Origin of the sequence: Pantoea sp. Ep11b (genome assembly GCF_040783975.1) — a bacterium.
GTDB lineage: Bacteria > Pseudomonadota > Gammaproteobacteria > Enterobacterales > Enterobacteriaceae > Pantoea.
Genome location: NZ_CP160632.1, coordinates 98,636 through 114,740 on the forward strand (window position 1 = coordinate 98,636; position 16,105 = coordinate 114,740).

General features: G+C 59.7%; 11 protein-coding genes. 5 read left to right on the forward strand and 6 right to left on the reverse strand.

Annotation, left to right across the window (positions count from 1 at the left end; genetic code table 11):
* Nucleotides 1–113 precede the first annotated feature (113 nt).
* The 3 genes from AB1748_RS18715 (at nucleotide 114) to AB1748_RS18725 (ending at nucleotide 4,697) form a co-directional block, all read left to right on the forward strand.
* A complete protein-coding gene (locus tag AB1748_RS18715) occupies nucleotides 114–1,550 on the forward strand; it encodes a methyl-accepting chemotaxis protein (RefSeq protein WP_048783329.1) in 1,437 nt (478 codons plus the stop codon).
* A gap of 356 nt (nucleotides 1,551–1,906) precedes the next feature.
* Nucleotides 1,907–2,146, forward strand: a complete 240-nt coding sequence (locus tag AB1748_RS18720) for a transcriptional regulator (RefSeq protein WP_111138353.1) — start codon at nucleotides 1,907–1,909, stop codon at nucleotides 2,144–2,146.
* A 424-nt stretch (nucleotides 2,147–2,570) separates the two neighbouring features.
* Complete coding sequence (locus tag AB1748_RS18725; RefSeq protein WP_111138354.1) at nucleotides 2,571–4,697, forward strand: EAL domain-containing protein; 2,127 nt, start codon at nucleotides 2,571–2,573, stop codon at nucleotides 4,695–4,697.
* 36 nt (nucleotides 4,698–4,733) lie between these two features.
* Here the strand turns inward: AB1748_RS18725 and AB1748_RS18730 are convergent, their stop codons facing one another.
* Nucleotides 4,734–5,300, reverse strand: coding sequence for a GNAT family N-acetyltransferase (locus AB1748_RS18730; RefSeq protein WP_111138355.1), 567 nt, complete (start codon nucleotides 5,298–5,300; stop codon nucleotides 4,734–4,736).
* A gap of 252 nt (nucleotides 5,301–5,552) precedes the next feature.
* Between AB1748_RS18730 and AB1748_RS18735 the strand changes: the two genes are divergently transcribed.
* Both AB1748_RS18735 and AB1748_RS18740 read left to right on the forward strand, forming a co-directional pair.
* Nucleotides 5,553–6,122, forward strand: coding sequence for a pyridoxamine 5'-phosphate oxidase family protein (locus AB1748_RS18735; protein ID WP_367396368.1), 570 nt, complete (start codon nucleotides 5,553–5,555; stop codon nucleotides 6,120–6,122).
* Nucleotides 6,123–6,616: 494 nt separating this feature from the next.
* Nucleotides 6,617–9,154: an excinuclease ABC subunit A gene (locus tag AB1748_RS18740; protein ID WP_367396369.1), complete on the forward strand. Its 2,538-nt coding sequence runs from the start codon at nucleotides 6,617–6,619 to the stop codon at nucleotides 9,152–9,154.
* A 172-nt stretch (nucleotides 9,155–9,326) separates the two neighbouring features.
* On the opposite strand, the gene AB1748_RS18745 is transcribed toward AB1748_RS18740, so the two are convergent.
* The 5 genes from AB1748_RS18745 to alsS form a co-directional block, all read right to left on the reverse strand.
* On the reverse strand, nucleotides 9,327–10,166 hold the full coding sequence (locus tag AB1748_RS18745) for an MBL fold metallo-hydrolase (protein WP_111138358.1): 840 nt from the start codon (nucleotides 10,164–10,166) through the stop codon (nucleotides 9,327–9,329).
* Nucleotides 10,167–10,326: 160 nt separating this feature from the next.
* Complete coding sequence (locus AB1748_RS18750; RefSeq protein ID WP_367396370.1) at nucleotides 10,327–11,640, reverse strand: CitMHS family transporter; 1,314 nt, start codon at nucleotides 11,638–11,640, stop codon at nucleotides 10,327–10,329.
* Nucleotides 11,641–11,975: 335 nt separating this feature from the next.
* Nucleotides 11,976–13,427: a flagellin gene (locus AB1748_RS18755; protein ID WP_367396371.1), complete on the reverse strand. Its 1,452-nt coding sequence runs from the start codon at nucleotides 13,425–13,427 to the stop codon at nucleotides 11,976–11,978.
* 192 nt (nucleotides 13,428–13,619) lie between these two features.
* Entirely contained in the window at nucleotides 13,620–14,393 is a 774-nt protein-coding gene (locus AB1748_RS18760; protein ID WP_367396372.1) for a (S)-acetoin forming diacetyl reductase, read from the reverse strand.
* Nucleotides 14,394–14,417: 24 nt separating this feature from the next.
* Nucleotides 14,418–16,097: an acetolactate synthase AlsS gene (gene alsS / locus AB1748_RS18765; protein WP_367396373.1), complete on the reverse strand. Its 1,680-nt coding sequence runs from the start codon at nucleotides 16,095–16,097 to the stop codon at nucleotides 14,418–14,420.
* Nucleotides 16,098–16,105 lie beyond the last annotated feature (8 nt).

Here is a 16,105-nt window from a genome sequence, read left to right on the forward strand (position 1 = left end):
TGCCAGGATAGAAGGCATAAAAATAGTGCGCTATATAATAACGCATTAAAGTAGATGACAAAACTCATTATTGCCTTTTTTAACTACACCAAAACAACATCAGGGAAACCCTCATGAATTCACTCAGGCATTTCACCATTCGCCGCGTTGTGCTGTGGATGATGATCGTATCCGTCGGCGTGATTGCGCTGGCGGGCGGTTACAGCAACCAGGTCGTGCGCGATATCTTTCGCCAGACGGAACGCGCCGACCTCCTGTCGCAGCAGCTGAGCGTGCTGGCGCAGAGTGCTCTCGTTATGCAGAGCGGCCGCCCGGCCGAGAAAGATGCGCTCATTGCCGCGATGCCGGCTGGCCCTGAATGGGATGGTCTGCGTACAACCCTCCTGGCCGCCCCTGCAGACTTCCCGTCCGCTGCCCGCGAACAGCTTAATCAGCTGACGCAGCAGCTGGCACAAAGTCAGGCTCCGCTCAGGGCTGACCGCCGTAAGCTGGAAGGCGCACTGCTGGCCGCGCTGCTGATGTCCGTGGCATTGCTGCTGTTCTGTGACCGCTATCTGGTGGTTCATCTGGTGCGTCCGGTAGGTAAGATCCGCGCGCACCTGAAAGTAATCGCGGACGGCGATCTGACCCGTGAACCTGAAGATCTGGGGCGCAACTGCGTTGGTCAGCTGGTGCCGCTGGTGAAAGAGATGCAGCACAGTCTGCTGGAAACGGTCAGTGCCATTCACGATAACGCGGCGATCCTTCATCGCGAAGCGGGTGACATTGCTGCAGGCAATGCGGACCTCTCTGACCGGACTTCGACCCAGGCTGCGGCGCTGGAGCAGACGGCGGCCAGCATGGAGGAGATCACCGTCACCGTACGCAACAACGCGCAGAACGCCCGCGAGGCGCGGGAACTGGCCGTCAGCACCACGGATACCACCCGCGAGGGCGTGGCGCTGGTCCGGACAGTCGCGACGGCTATTGCCAGCATTGCGCAGGGCTCAGAAAAAATCCGCCAGTTCACTGCCACTATCAACGGCATTGCGTTTCAGACCAATATCCTGGCGCTGAACGCCGCCGTCGAAGCGGCCCGTGCGGGTGAGCAGGGCCGCGGTTTTGCGGTGGTTGCCAGCGAGGTCCGTTCACTGGCGCAGCGCAGCGCGGCCGCCTCTAAAGAGATTGAAGAGCTGATTACCGAAACGGTCGCGCGTGTCGATGACGGCAGGCGTGCGGCCGAGAGCGCAGGGACCACGATGGAAGCGGTGCTGCGTGGCGTCGGCGGTGTTAACGAGCGCATCGGACAGATTGCGCTGGCATCGGATGAGCAGAGTAAGGGGATTGCCCAGGTGACGGTGGCCGTGGCTGAACTGGACCGCGTGACCCAGCAGAATGCGACGCTGGTTCAGCAGGTTTCTGCAACGGCTGGCAGCCTCAGTGGACAGACCGAAACGCTGGGAAGCGTGATTACGCGTTTTACCCTGCCACAACAGCCTGCTTCTGCGGTCAGCAGGCCCGCAGCGCCCGTGGAGCAGCCGGGTGGCTGGGCCGCCTTCAGTCAGGCCTAGCCTGAACGCCCTCTCATTAAGTCCGGGCTGGCCGTACGTGTATTAATCGCGGCCAGCTTTCCGGCTTATTTTAAAGATGAATAAATGCGTCATTTATTTTAAGTGTTATTGACGCCGATCATCGCAAAGCCATTTTTGCGATTCAGAATGAAAATAATGATTCAAGCCGGGCAGGAATTGTCCGATGAGAACGGAAAATATAATTTCACTTAATTCCAGCACGTTTGCTGATTTTTTACGCTTTCCTGACACGAAAAATACCCGGGATTTAAAACTTAACTCAAATTTATATGTTGGCTGCAGGCAGATCCTTCTGTCCGGCCATCGGATCGGGGCACCGTATGCGGAGCGTTCATATGAGAAATCAGATTTTTCAGCAGCCCGTCGTTGTGCAGCACAACGTGCGTGAACTGCGTAAGGCAGCCGGACTCTCACAGGAGATTGCGGCAGAGCGGTTTGATCTCAGCCAGCGGGTCTGGCAGACCAAAGAAGCATCGAAAAATCCTGCGCTGCTCAGCCAGGGGGAATATGAGCTGCTGATGCTGCTGGCCGGAGAGCATCCCTACTATGAGCTGGTCCCGAAACCGAAAAAGTAGGATCGTCAGCCTCTGTTTTCGCTGAAGTAAAGTTATGTCAGGCCGATATATAGCTAAACGAAGCGCATTATCCCGCTCGTCTGATATGCCCCGGCCGGTTCTGGCTGGCGCGGTCCGCAAACAGGCGCTGCTGCGTCGCGACCTCTCAGCCGGGCAGAACGTGTTAACTGGCGTCCGCTTCTGGCGGCACCAGCTTTATCGGGCTCTGTGCGGCAATCTGTTGCTGCCGGGCTCACTGACGGGCCTTTCTTCCGGCAGCGGGTCGGCAGCGCAATCTGTCCGTCCTGTCTGATTGAACGTGTCCTCTTTATGCTGTGTCATGCCGGCCACAGCAGATAACATCAGAGGGGAGATGACGTTGAAACGTCCCGTTTATCATGATGCCGAGGCCGCTCGCCTCGACGCACTCAAACAGTATCATCTGATGGATACACCGCCGACCGATGCGCTGGACCGCCTCACCACGCTGGCCGCGCGCCTGTTTAAGGTGCCGGTCGCCTTTGTGTCGCTGATTGATGAGAAGCGGCAATTCTTCGCCTCCCGCTACGGTCTGAATATCTCCGGCACCGCGCGTAACGTCGCTTTCTGCAATCATACGCTGGCGAAAGGCGACATCCTCTGTGTGCCCGATACGCTGAAGGATCCGCGCTTTTGCGACAGTCCGCTGGTGCATGGCTATCCCTTTATCCGCTTTTACGCCGGGATCCCGCTCTCAACCCCCGATGGTCATCACATTGGCACCGTCTGCCTGACCGACAGCCATCCGCGTGAGCCGCTGACGGCGGAGGATCGGCAGCATCTGGCCGACATCGCCGCCCTGGTGATGGATCGCATGGAGATGCACCGTCTGGAATTGCTGCGTTACACCAGCCAGCAGCGGCTTCAGGCGATCTCATCGACCTCGCCTGACGCCATTGTCTGCACCGACCTGCGGCGCGGCATCATCTTCTGGAATCCGGCCGCGACGGCGCTGTTTGGCTACACCGCCGAAGAGATGCGGGGCCAGTACGTCAGCGAGCTGATTCCGGCGCGCTGCCAGACCGATTATCGCACCGAACTGGCTCGTATCACCGCGGATGATGCGGCGATCTCTCTGCCGCGCTCGTTACAGATCTGGGGCGTGACCCGGAATGGTCGCGAATTTCCGGCCGAGGTCTCTTTTTCCGGCTGGTATGAAGAGGGCGAGCGGCTGGTGGGAATGATTATCCGTGATGTCACGGCCCGCTATGAGAGTGAAGCGCGACTCTGTGAACTGGCCTCTCTGGATATGCTGACGCGACTCGCCAGCCGCAGCGCCTTTATGGAGCAGGTGGCTCAGCTGACCAAAGCGGGCGTGCCCTATACGCTACTGATGACCGACCTCGATGGCTTCAAGGAGGTCAATGACACGCTGGGACATGCCGCCGGGGATGCGCTGCTGTGTCACGTCGCCGAACAGATTCGGGCGGTCTGTACCAGCGCCGTAACGGCTGCGCGTCTGGGCGGTGATGAATTTGTGATCCTGCTGGCGGGTGGCAGCGCCGAAGCGGCAATCATGGCGGAAAAACTGATTGCGGCCGTGCAGACGCCGTTCCGTTACCACGACTCACCCGTTGTGGTGGGAGCCAGCACTGGCATCGCCTCTTATCCTGAGCATGGCCGCGATCCCTCTTCGGTGATGTCTGCCGCGGACCTGGCGCTCTATCGCGCCAAGGCCTCGGGCAAAGGGTGCAGCATTCTGTTTATGCCCGCATTCCGGGATGCCGAACAGCAGCGTCGTCGCTTTGAGCGCGAACTGGAAACGGCGGTACGGCAGCAGCAGTTCACGCTTTATTATCAGCCCCGCTACGACGTGGAAAGCGGCAGACTCGTGGGCTGCGAGACCCTGGTGCGCTGGCAGCATCCGACGCGCGGCTTGCTGTTGCCCGCGGAGTTCATCGGTATGCTGGTGAAGAGTCCGCTTTCCGTCACGCTCGGGGAGTGGATTATCCGCAGTGCGCTGGCTCAGGTCCGGCAGTGGCAGGTGCGTTTTCCCGCGCTTCGCGTCAGCATCAACCTGTTTCCGCGTCAGCTGACCGGACAGACGCTGGAAGCGGTGATCCGTGAAAGCGCCGGAGGCGATGCCGGTTTCGTCGAGCTGGAGGTGGATGAGCCGCTGCTGGCGGTGCTGGTGCAGGATATGCCCGCGCAGGTGGAGGCCGTGCGCCGGACGGGCGCCTCCTTTGTTATCGATCACTACGGTCGGACGCTGGGGGCGCTTAATCTGCTGCGCTACAGCTTTGTGTCGGGCTTCAAGATCGATAAGTCGCTGACGCTGGAACTGGATTCCAGTATGCGGGTGCGGATGATGTTTCGCGCCATGACCGCGCTGGGGAAAAGCCTGGGTATTCAGGTCGCGGCAGAAGGCGTGGAGGAGAAAGATCAGATCGCTTTTGTCACGACAGCCGGATGCAACGTGATGCAGGGAAATGGGTTATGTCAGCCACTGACGCCAGAGGACTTTGAGGCGATGCTGGATCAGGAAGCCCCTGTGCTGCCTGCTGTCAGCGGTTACGGCGTCACGCCACGCTGACCGGTTCGTCCTGTACGGCGGCGCGCTGGCCACTCATCAGCGTGCTGCTGGCCGGTATTCCTCTTTCAGCAAGCCGAAGATCCAGTCATCCTGCCATCTGCCGTCGAGAAAGAAGTTCTGCCGTAAGGTGCCTTCCTGAATAAAACCGGCCGACAGCAGGGTCCGGCATGATGCCGCGTTACCCGCCGTGACGGTGGCGACCATTTTACGGTAATTCTGCTGCTCAAAGCAGAAGGCGATCGTGGCCCGCAGCGACTCGCTGCCGTAGCCTTTACCCTGCGCCTCTGCGGCCAGCAGAAAACCCGCCTCAGCTATCCCGTCTCCGCGATCGATAAACCCGCACAGGCCCACCGGAAGCCCGGAGGTTTTCTCCTCAATCACCAGACACAGCCAGTGCGGACAGCCCCTGTACCAGGCGGGCAGCCGCACATCAAAAGAGTGTGTTCTGATCTCTTCGGCGCTGCGCGGGTCGCTGATGTATTGCATCACCGATCGGTCCTGACTGACTGCCAGATAGAAAGGCCAGTCCTGCTGACGCAGCGGACGGTAGGTGAGGCGGGGCGAGATTACCTGTGGCGGGGTTTCAGACGCGTCCGTTGACATGCGGTCACTTCCTGGGAATCGGATTAGTGAGGTGATGGAGCAAAAATACCACACTATTAAAGACGAACGGCAGGCGATCGCGTCACGATGCGAAGCGCCACGCAAGGTCGGGATATTTTCCTGTTTTTCGCATTCGCCTCTGCTGGCGACTGCTCACAGGAGTTATTCATAACTGTGCTGGCAGGTCATCTTCACGCTTCATTGCTACGCTTAGTCCGATAGCTGAATGTTGACGCTGATGAGAGTAGCCCTATGGATCTGAAAACGTTTGAAGCTGACGCCTGGACGGGACTGATGGACGCGGCCGCCGATCCGCACGCCGGATTCCGCTATGTGACGCTCTGCACGGCCGATACCGCGCAGCGGCCTCAGGCGCGCATCGTGGTACTGCGCGAATGCGATGATGCGCGCCGGAGGCTGACATTTCATACCGATGTCCGCAGCCCGAAATGGCAGGAGATGGCGGCGAACCCGCAGGTCACCGTACTGGGATATTGCCATGAGCGCCGCCTGCAACTGCGCCTGGCCGGGCAGGTTCACCTTTATGCGGCAGGCAGTGAGATCGCCCGCAATACCTGGCGTGCGCTGCCGTCGCATACCCGGCAGACATACAGCGGTGGAGCGCCTGGCGGGGTGCGGGTAACAGCGCATCAGCCAGATGAATTAACGGACCCGGAAGCCGGAGAATCCCGCTTCGGCGTGGTGATCCTTCACACCAGCAGGCTTGACGCTTATCAGCTTCAGCGAAATGACAACCAGCGCGCGCTGTTTCGCTATGCCGCTGAGGGGGCATTACTGGCAAGCGAGTGGATTAATCCGTAAGGGGAGCTGACAGTGATGATTCTGCTTATCGAACACTATGCGCAGAAACCTTTTCTCATCAGGACATCCGATCCGGCAGACGCGATTAAAATTTGCAGGGAGCAGCTGAGACTGATCGTATGAGATCTGTTACCGGCAACCGGGCACCCTGATTGCGTTCATGAAGGGCTGAACAACAGGCGCGAGCTGCCGCTTCCGATGATCCGCCCCCCCTTGTGTCAGGTGCGGAAGAAGAGCCAGCCAGAATACCGGTTCCGGGTCCGTTCAGGAAATCCCCCCGCCTCCTGAGATGAGAGCCGGTTAATGCGGCACCTCTCCTCCCGCATCAAATACCTCCCCATTGCGTTGTACATCCCAGGATCCCTGACTACCCTTGCCTGGGTGCCGGGGCCGGAGCGGGCCGCATCGCCTGAACACCCAATCGGCCATCACCACTTTCAGCGACTACCGGCAGGCGAGCCTTAGCCTGCCAGAGATGATCAAACAGGGACATCATGAAAGAAAAAAGCTCCACCGATCCTTACCGCGCTGATGAGCACATTGATCCTTATGTCTCGGTTCAGGGTGCCAGAACACACAATCTTAAAGATGTGTCGCTGCGGTTCCCCCGGAATGCGCTGGTGGTCTTTACCGGGGTCTCCGGCTCCGGCAAGTCCTCACTCGCTTTTGACACCCTCTATGCGGAAGCGCAGCGCCGGTTTATTGAGTCGGTTTCGCCTCACGCCCGCCGTCTCATCGATCAGGCCGCTGCGCCGGATGTGGACAATATCGACGGGCTTCCGCCTGCCGTGGCGCTTCAGCAGAGCCGGACGGGTGCCCAGGAACGCTCAACGGTGGGCAGCCTGACCCGCATTTCCGTCACGCTGCGCCTGCTGTTTTCACGTGCGGGCGTAAGGCCAGAGGGCGTGCCCTTCATGACGGCCGACTATTTTTCCCCCAACCATCCCAAAGGCGCCTGTCCGCATTGTCAGGGACTTGGCCGGGTGCATACCGTCAGAACCGAAGCGATGGTGCCGGATGAATCACTCAGCATCCGCGAAGGCGCGATTGCCTCATGGCCCAGAGGCTGGCACAACAAGAATCTGCGCAGCATTCTGGAGACGCTCGGCTATGACGTCGATGCGCCCTGGCACACGCTTTCATCCCGCGATCGGCAGTGGATACTGCTGACCGATGAACAACCCTCCGTGCCGATTTTTGTCGGGCTGAACGCGGCGCAGCGGGAAAAAGCGCTGGCGGCGGGCGAAGAGCCCGCCTATACCGGCACCTACACCAGTGCGGCAAAAATTGTGCTGCAGGGCTATGCGGGTGGCAGCGAAACCACGAAGAAACGGCTGGCGCGCTTTGTGACGGTCGCGCCCTGTCCGGAATGCCACGGCAAAAGGCTTAACCGGGATGCGCTCTCCGTCACTTTTGCCGGAGAGGATATCGCCAGCCTGAGTGAGCTTCCGGTCTCTGAACTGCGTGAGCGGCTGAAACCCTATGCACAGGGCGTCTCGCCGGATATGCCCGCCGAAGCGGCGCTGCGCGAGGCGGTGCTCCGCATGACCGCCGATATCTGCACGCGGCTTGGTCAGCTGGAGACGCTGGGGCTGGGACATCTCGCGCCGGGACGCCGTACCACGCAGCTTTCCTCTGGTGAGCTGCAGCGCGTACGTCTGGCCACCCAGCTGATTTCCCATCTGTTCGGCGTACTCTACGTGCTGGATGAGCCTTCAGCGGGGCTGCATCCCGACGATGTCCGATCGCTGCAGGTCTCACTGAAAAACCTGGTCCGGGCAGGCAACTCACTGGTTGTCGTCGAGCATAATACGGACCTGATTGCCGGGGCGGACTGGCTGGTGGAGGTCGGGCCGGGTCCGGGCAGTCACGGCGGCGCGATCGTCTATAACGGGGTGCCAGCCGGACTGGAAGCGGTCAGCGCCTCGCCGACCGCGGAATATCTCTTTGCCCGCAGCTACAGCGGGCTGCGTCAGCGTCGGCCTGCTGAGCACTGGCTCAGGCTGGCGCAGATCGTCTGCAACAATATCGTCGGCGTCGATATTGCTATCCCGCTGGCGAGAATGACCGCTGTCACCGGGATTTCGGGATCGGGCAAATCCACCCTGCTGAATCGCGTACTGCCGGAATTGCTCGGACGTTTTGATACGCCACCTGACAGTCAGGAGGGCGAGGAAGAGGAGCCGGTGCCTGATGTGACAGGCCAGATAACCAGTGGCGGTGATGCCATCGGCCGGCTGGTCAGGATCGATCAGCGTCCGATCGGTCGGACGCCACGCTCGAATCTTGCCACCTACACCGGATTTTTCGACATCATCCGCCGGCTCTTTGCCGACACGCCCGCCGCGAAAGCCAGAGGGTTCAGCGCCAGCCGCTTTTCATTCAACCTGCCCGCCGGGCGCTGTCCGGCGTGTGAAGGGCAGGGGCAGATTTCCATTGAGCTGCTCTTTATGCCGAGCGCGACGGCAACCTGCTCGGTCTGTGAGGGACGCCGTTATAATCCTGAAACGCTTGAGGTGACATGGAATAACCTCACGATCGCCGACGTGCTCGATCTTACCGTCGATGAGGCCAGCGAACTGTTCCGGGAATATGACGGGATCCAGCGTTCCCTGACGGCGCTGACGTCCCTGGGCCTGGGCTATCTGACGCTGGGGCAGCCCGCCACGGAACTCTCCGGTGGCGAGTGTCAGCGCATCAAGCTCGCCTGGGAACTGCAGCGCGTGCAGCGCACCGCCACGCTCTATCTGCTGGATGAGCCTTCGACAGGTCTGCATCCGTCGGACATGGATAAACTGCTGGTCGTGCTGGATGAGCTGGTGATGCGCGGCCATACCGTGGTGATGGCGGAACACACGATGCGGATTGTGGCCGAGGCGGACTGGGTCATCGATCTGGGGCCCGGTTCCGGGCTGAAGGGCGGGCGGGTTGTCTCAGCCGGGTCACCGGAGGCGGTCAGCCGCGCGAAACAGAGTCTTACCGCCCCCTGGCTGGCTGCGCAGCTGAAAAAGCGGACGGGCGATCCGGCATAAGCTGACAGCACCGGACGCCGCGGCTGAAACGGCAGTAGCAGAAGAGCCCGGAAGTCAGCTTCTGAGCCCGTCAGTAATGATCCCGGCAGGAGGCGGTTAACAGCGCGTTCGCACTGACGGCCTGTCTGCCCCGTTCATCCTGCTGCCCTGATCAGTGGAGACCGGGATTTTATCAGCGCAGTGGTGCATTAGCCTGCAATCCATCCAGTTCGCGGACGTCATGACTGCAGAAAAAGGTAATCTCACCTCCATGCTGGCAGGAGAGATCCCGCAGTCGCTGCTGATTATGCCGCCTGGCCCGGTTATCCATTCCCATCATCCACTGGTAAAAGCGCAGCCCCGGCGTGCAGTGGCGCGTCTGCTGGCGCATCTCACCGCGATAAAACCAGGCATCGCCGCCGTGCAACAGCCAGCCATCGGGCTGCCGGATGGCGATACCCGCGTGACCGGGTGTATGGCCTGCCAGCGGCACCAGCAGAATCTCTGGCGGCAGGTCACGCAGGCGATTGACGGCCTCAAAACCAAACCAGGTTTCTCCCTGCGGCTGATAGGTTTCCCACTGGCTGATCCCGCCCCATTGTCCTGGACGGTAACGTTCACGCGACAGCCAGCTATGACGGCGATGGGCGGTATCAACCTCCTGCTGCAACAGATGGAGGCGCGCCTGCGGAAAATCGGTCAGCCCGCCGGCATGGTCAAAATCGAGATGGGTCAGGATGATATGGCGTACATCTTCCGCCCGGAATCCCCGCGCCGTGATCTGGGACAGCGCAGTGAGATCGTCGCGTCGCTGAATATTGTTCAGCGCACGAAAAAAGCCGGACAGACGGCTGCCGGGCGCATGGACATCCTGCCGTCCGAATCCGGTATCCACCAGCACCAGCCCATCGCGGTCGGTCTCGATTAGCAGACAGTGGCAGACCAGATGCGCCCTGAGGCCTTTGCTGAATCCATCGTAGAACGCGCCGCCCAGCGGGCACATACAGCCGCAGTTAAGATGGTGAATTTTCATCGAAGCTCCATTGCGTTAACGGGAAATGATCCGAGGCGGGTGCCGTCCGGCACACAGATCTCAGCCTGGCTATAGAGTGTAGAGAGGGTTGGAGCAGTAGGCGGAGCGGTGAAGCGGATAACCGGTCAGGATTGTCGGTTATCCGCCAGAAAACGGAAGATTAACGGTGGAACAGCGGGAAAGCGCCGGTGATCAGGCCGCCCGCCATCAGGACGAGACTGACCAGAATTCCCCACTTGATGGCAAAACGCTGGTGGTCACCGATATCAACCTTCGCCAGGCCAACCAGCAGGTAAACGGATGGCACCAGCGGGCTCAGCAGGTGGAATGGCTGACCGACGATAGATGCGCGGGCGATCTCTTCTGCGGTAATGCCGTAGCTGGCCGCCGTCTGGGCGATCACCGGGAGAATGCCGAAGTAAAAGGCGTCATTCGACATAAAGAAGGTGAAAGGCAGGCTGACCAGCGCGGTAAAGAGCGCCAGGTAAGGCCCGAAGCTGTGTGGGATCACCGCCAGCAGGCTCTTCGCCATCGCATCGACCATGCCGGTCCCGGAGAGGATCCCGGTGAAAATGCCCGCGGCAAAAATCAGCGAGGTCACTGCCAGCACGTTTCCGGCGTGCGCGCTGATGCGGGCTTTCTGCTCCTCCAGCGTCGGATAGTTGAGCATGACGGCAATCGCAAACGCCAGCATAAACAGGATCTGAATCGGCATTAAGCCGATGACCAGCAGCACCAGCAGCACGGTGGTCAGAATGAAGTTCGGCCAGAACATCTTTGGACGGCGGTTGGCGGCGCACTCTTCGGCGTCGCCCAGCCCCAGCTCAATGTTGTCCAGATGATGCTCTTTCATGCTCATCACGCCTAAACGCTTACGCTCACGCAGACCAAACAGCACCGCCATCGCCACCAGACTGGCGCACGCCAGCAGCATGGCAGGCAGCATTGGAATAAAGATGTCGAGAGCGTCGATGCGCAGCGCCGCGGCAGCACGGGCCGTCGGTCCGCCCCAGGGTGAGAGGTTCATGATACCGCTGGCGAGATTGACCAGGCAGGTCATCATCAGTACGTTCATACCCAGCCGGTGATAGAGCGGCAGGAAAGCGGCAATGGCGATCATATAGGTGGTCGAACTGTCACCATCCAGCGAGACCAGCAGGGTTAAAATCGCCGTTCCCACCAGCACTTTGAGCGGGTCTCCGCGCACCAGCCGGAGAATAAAACGCACCAGCGGATCAAACAGTCCGGCATCGATCATCAGACCGAAATAGAGTATGGAGAAGGTCAGCATCACGCCGGTGGGGGCCAGTTTTTTGACGCCATCCAGCATCATGGCACCCAGGCCCGCGTGAAAACCGCCTATCAGCGCAAACAGGGTGGGGATCAGGATCAGCGCAATCAGGGCGGACATGCGCCTGGTCATGATCAGGTACATGAAGCAGACCACCATGGAAAAACCCAGTATCGTCAGCAAAGTAACAGCCCTCACAATGGTGTAAAAGTTATAGAAAAGTTATCTTCAGGCAGGAGAATTCAGGTAATTACTTAGCCTGATAACGATTAAGCTATTGTTTTAGTTAACCCTGCACAGAAAGCTGATAGTAAAGAGTTATCAGGATTTAGCATTTATTTAACAAAAAAAGGTGATCGCCATCATTCTTAAACGAATCTTAAACGAGAATGTGTGATCGGGATCAAAGGGAACGACAGCGTTATCCGGCCTCCAGGGCCAGCACAGCGTGGGATCAGAAGTGGTGATGCGGGTGCGGGAAAAAAGGCTGAAGCGGAATGCTCAGCCCTTTCAGAAGGTTAGCTGCCTAACAACTGGATAATCATCTCCGGCGTTTTACTGGTCATCTTACTGACGGCCGTCTGACCCTGCTGGATGATCTGGCTGCGCGCCAGCTGGCTTGCTTCTTCAGCATAATCGGCATCCTGAATACGGCTGCGTGCGGCGGCGGTATCCACACCCTGCTGCGCTAACACGTTACGGTTCGACTCGTAGCGATTGATCTTAGCGCCATAGAGGGACTGATAGCCGCTGACCTTCGCCAGCGCGCCATCCAGCGCCGTCATCGTGACAGTGATATCACCACTGGTCAGCAGCGTCGTGTTGTTCAGCCCCAGTGCTTTGGTGTCTGACGGCGTTGCGGGAATGCTATCCGACTGCACCGGCTGACCATAATCGGCGCTGGTGATAACTTCCAGCGGGCGGCTCTCATGGGGCGGAGTGCCGGGCACGCCTTTGGGCTCCGGCAGGTTTCCCCAGGTCAGGTTCGCGGTGAAGGAGCCGTTGCCCACAACAACCACAATCAGATCTTCAGTGACGGTATCCAGCGAAATACGCTCCAGCCGGGTACCGGTGTTGGTGCCGTTATTGAAATCGCCGCTGGCGACATCTTCATAGCGATCGCCGTCACCGCTGTAGGTGATATTCATGCCGTTGTAGCTGCTGCTGTTACTGCCCGCCAGCGCCCAGCTCGTCCCCCCTTCCAGCAGCTGCGAGCTGTCATAGGTCGCGCCGGGGGTGAAACCGTTCTTGCTGGTCAGCAGCCGGGCGTCCGCGGTTGCTGCATCGTTTATGCCTTTGCTGCTCCAGGTGTAGTCGGGCGCGGAACCATCAAGCGGCGTTCCGGCCAGATGCTTTCCATCACGGGTAAACAGCTGAAGGTCATCATCCTGTCCCAGAGAGTCGATGGTGATGGATATGCCCGTCGATCCTGCCGGAATATAGGCCAGCGGAATAACGCCGGAGGTAAACGAGTAGCTTTTGCCCGCCACCGGGAATTTTGTGTTTATCGGGTCGACGTTACCCAGTTTAGCGGGTGGCAGATCGGGATTATTGGTCGCCAGCGGGTAGCGGCCAAAAATTTCGGTCTGATCGGCGATGTCGTTGATGCCAGCCAGGATCTGCTGATACTGGTCGTTGACGCTTTGCCTGTCGGCGTCGGACAGTGTACCGTTCGCGGCCTGAACGGAAAGTGCGCGAGCCTGGACCAGCATATTGACGATACTGCTCAGGCCGCCATCGGCGGTCTGGGAGTAGCTGATCGCGTCATTAAGGCCACGCGCCACCACCGCATCGGCGTTGATGTTGGCCGTCATGCGGTTGGCAATCGCCTGACCCGCCGCGTCATCTTTTGCACTGTTAATCCGCATCCCTGATGATAAGCGTTCAATCGTTCGTCCAAGAATCGACTCAGTGCTGTACCGCGCATTGTTCAGGTTAGCGGCGGCTTCGTTATGATTGATGGTTAACATAGTCGCTTCGGACAGGGAGAGGAGTCTCTGATTTATCGGCAGGGTGATAAGCAGCTTTAATCGCTGAGGCAGCAGAATGCGCAGAAAAAGGGCAACACGCTGATGATTAACCGCTTTTCAAATAAAAAAAAATTAACGTTTACCTGAACGGAAAGGGCGCCTGTTGCGTCAAGGTGCAACAGGCGATGAGCATCAGTTAAACACCATGCCGCCGTCGATCAGCAGCGACTGACCGGTCATATAGTCGGAGTCGGAGCTGGCGAGATAGGCTACGCAGGCGGCCACATCCTCCGGCTCAGAGAGGCGACCCAGCGTAATGCGTTTCGCAAAGGACTCGGTGCCATAACCGGCCGGTTTCCCGGCCGCTTCGGAGATCTGCCGGTCTATCTCTTCCCACATCGGCGTTCTGACAATACCCGGACAGAAGGCATTGACCGTGATACCGGCCGGGGCCAAATCGCGGGCAGCGGTCTGTGTCAGGCCGCGTACTGCAAACTTACTGGAGCTGTAAACCGCCAGATCCGGGTTGCCGACGTGACCCGCCTGGGAACAGGCGTTGATGATTTTGCCGCCGTGCCCCTCTGCGGCGAAAGCCTGAATCGCCGCCTGCATACCCCAGATCACCCCTTTGACATTGACGTTATAGACTTTGTCGACCACCGCTTCGGTGATCTCCGCAATGGGCGTGGAGGGGGCGATACCGGCGTTGTTGACGATAACATCAAACCCGCCCAGGGCGAGACGCGCCTCTTCAACCGCGGCCATAACCTGATCACGCTGCGAGACATCCACCTTCAGGGCGATCGCTTTGCCGCCCTGCTGGTTGATCTTCTCCGCCACCTGGTGGGCGGTCTCCTCGTTAAAATCGGCCACCGCCACGGCCAGGCCATCTCTGGCCAGGCGCAGGGCGATCGCTTCGCCAATCCCCTGGCCTGCGCCAGTCACCAGTGCCACTCTGTTTTTCATCGTCCTTTCCTTATTCACGTAAAATTAAAGAATCTGGCTCAGATGCAGCTGACCCATCAGGAGCGGGTTGTCGGCGTAATCGACCGGCACGGCCACGACCGCTGGACCCTGAACATCCATCGCCTGACGCAGCATCGGTTCCAGTTCGGCTGCCCGGGTTACGGCAAAGCCCGCCGCGCCAAACGCTTCGGCGTAGGCTTTGAAATCGATCGGGCCAAAGTTGACGCCTGAGACGCGCTGATACTTTTTCTCCTCCTGCATCGCCACCATGTTGTAAGCGTTATCCACCCAGACGATATGCAGAATATTGGCTTTCAGGCGCACGGCCGTTTCCAGCTCCATGCTGGACTGCAGGAAGCCGCCGTCGCCGGAGACCGACACCACCTTGCGCTGCGGATCGACCAGCCAGGCCCCAATCGCCCACGGCAGTGCCACGCCCATCGTCTGCTGACCGTTCGAGATCATGATCTGACGGGCACGGAAGCTGTAGAGGTAGCGGGCGATCCAGATGTGGAAGCTGCCCATATCGACCGTCAGGCTCACGTCGCTGTTGATGATGTCCTGCATGGCGCGCACGATGCGCAGGGGATGCAGGGCGAACTGGTTGAGGCTGGCCCCCTGCATCGCCAGTAATTTACGCTGCTGCTGCCGATCCTCCAGGATGCTGGCCGCTTCCGGGGTCAGCTGCAGCGGGGTGGTGATCCGTGCCGCCAGTTTGCGCACCGTGGCGGCGATGTCGCCCACCAGTTCGGCATCCGGCAGATAACGGTTGTCGGCCTCAGCCGGGATAACGTCGATATGGATCAGGGTGGCGCTGCCGCTGTTCCACATCGCCGGTTCATATTCCACCGGGCTGTAGCCGATGGTGATGACGAGGTCAGCCTGTTGCAGCAGCCGATCGCCCGCCTGGTTGTTAAACAGGCCGACGCGTCCGGCGAAACGTGAGAAGTGCTCCTGTCTGACCGCCCCTGCTGCCTGATAGGTGCTGGTCACCGGAATATGACTGCGGGTCTGCAGGTCGTGGATCGCCTCGCTGTTCTCTGGCTGACTCGCCATCAGGCCCAGCAGGATGACCGGATTTTTTGCCCCGGCAATCGCCCGGCTGACCGCGTCGATCATCGCATCGGGCGCGGCACCCAGCACCGGGCGGCCTTTGCTGCTCAGCGCCTTGCCGGTCACCGGCTGGTCGACAATATCCTGCGGCAGGCTGATAAAGGCACCGCCGCCCCGGCCATGTTCGGCGTGACGAAAGGCGTTCGACAGACATTCAGAAAGCGCCGCGGGATCGGTGACCTCAACGGCATATTTGGTGACCGGGCGAAACATCGCCACCGTGTCCATGCTCTGATGGACCTGCTTGGCACTGTCGGAGCGTTTGACCTGGCCGCCGAGGGCGACCACCGGATCCCCTTCGCTGGTGGCGGTGGCCATACCGGTGATCAGGTTGGAGCAGCCCGGCCCGGAAGTGACCAGTGCCACGCCCGCATTACCGGTGAGACGGCCTACCGCAGCGGCCATAAACGCGGCGTTAGCTTCATGGCGAACCGGAATGGTCCGGATAGAGGAGTCCAGCAGCGAATCAAAAACCTTGTCGATTTTTGCGCCAGGAATACCAAAGACATGCTGCACGCCCTGCGCTTCCAGCTGCGCAACCACCAGGTCAGCGCCGCAGGTCCAGAGCGTGGTATCGGTTGGAGTTTTCATCGTCTTTC

Coding starts and splice junctions, on each gene's coding strand:
- AB1748_RS18745 (WP_111138358.1), bottom strand. CDS start 10,166: ATGAAAATTCACCATCTTAACTGCGGCTGTATGTGCCCGCTGGGCGGC.
- AB1748_RS18740 (WP_367396369.1), top strand. CDS start 6,617: ATGAAAGAAAAAAGCTCCACCGATCCTTACCGCGCTGATGAGCACATT.
- AB1748_RS18735 (WP_367396368.1), top strand. CDS start 5,553: ATGGATCTGAAAACGTTTGAAGCTGACGCCTGGACGGGACTGATGGAC.
- AB1748_RS18760 (WP_367396372.1), bottom strand. CDS start 14,393: ATGAAAAACAGAGTGGCACTGGTGACTGGCGCAGGCCAGGGGATTGGC.
- AB1748_RS18720 (WP_111138353.1), top strand. CDS start 1,907: ATGAGAAATCAGATTTTTCAGCAGCCCGTCGTTGTGCAGCACAACGTG.
- AB1748_RS18755 (WP_367396371.1), bottom strand. CDS start 13,427: ATGTTAACCATCAATCATAACGAAGCCGCCGCTAACCTGAACAATGCG.
- AB1748_RS18730 (WP_111138355.1), bottom strand. CDS start 5,300: ATGTCAACGGACGCGTCTGAAACCCCGCCACAGGTAATCTCGCCCCGC.
- alsS (WP_367396373.1), bottom strand. CDS start 16,097: ATGAAAACTCCAACCGATACCACGCTCTGGACCTGCGGCGCTGACCTG.
- AB1748_RS18725 (WP_111138354.1), top strand. CDS start 2,571: ATGGATACACCGCCGACCGATGCGCTGGACCGCCTCACCACGCTGGCC.
- AB1748_RS18715 (WP_048783329.1), top strand. CDS start 114: ATGAATTCACTCAGGCATTTCACCATTCGCCGCGTTGTGCTGTGGATG.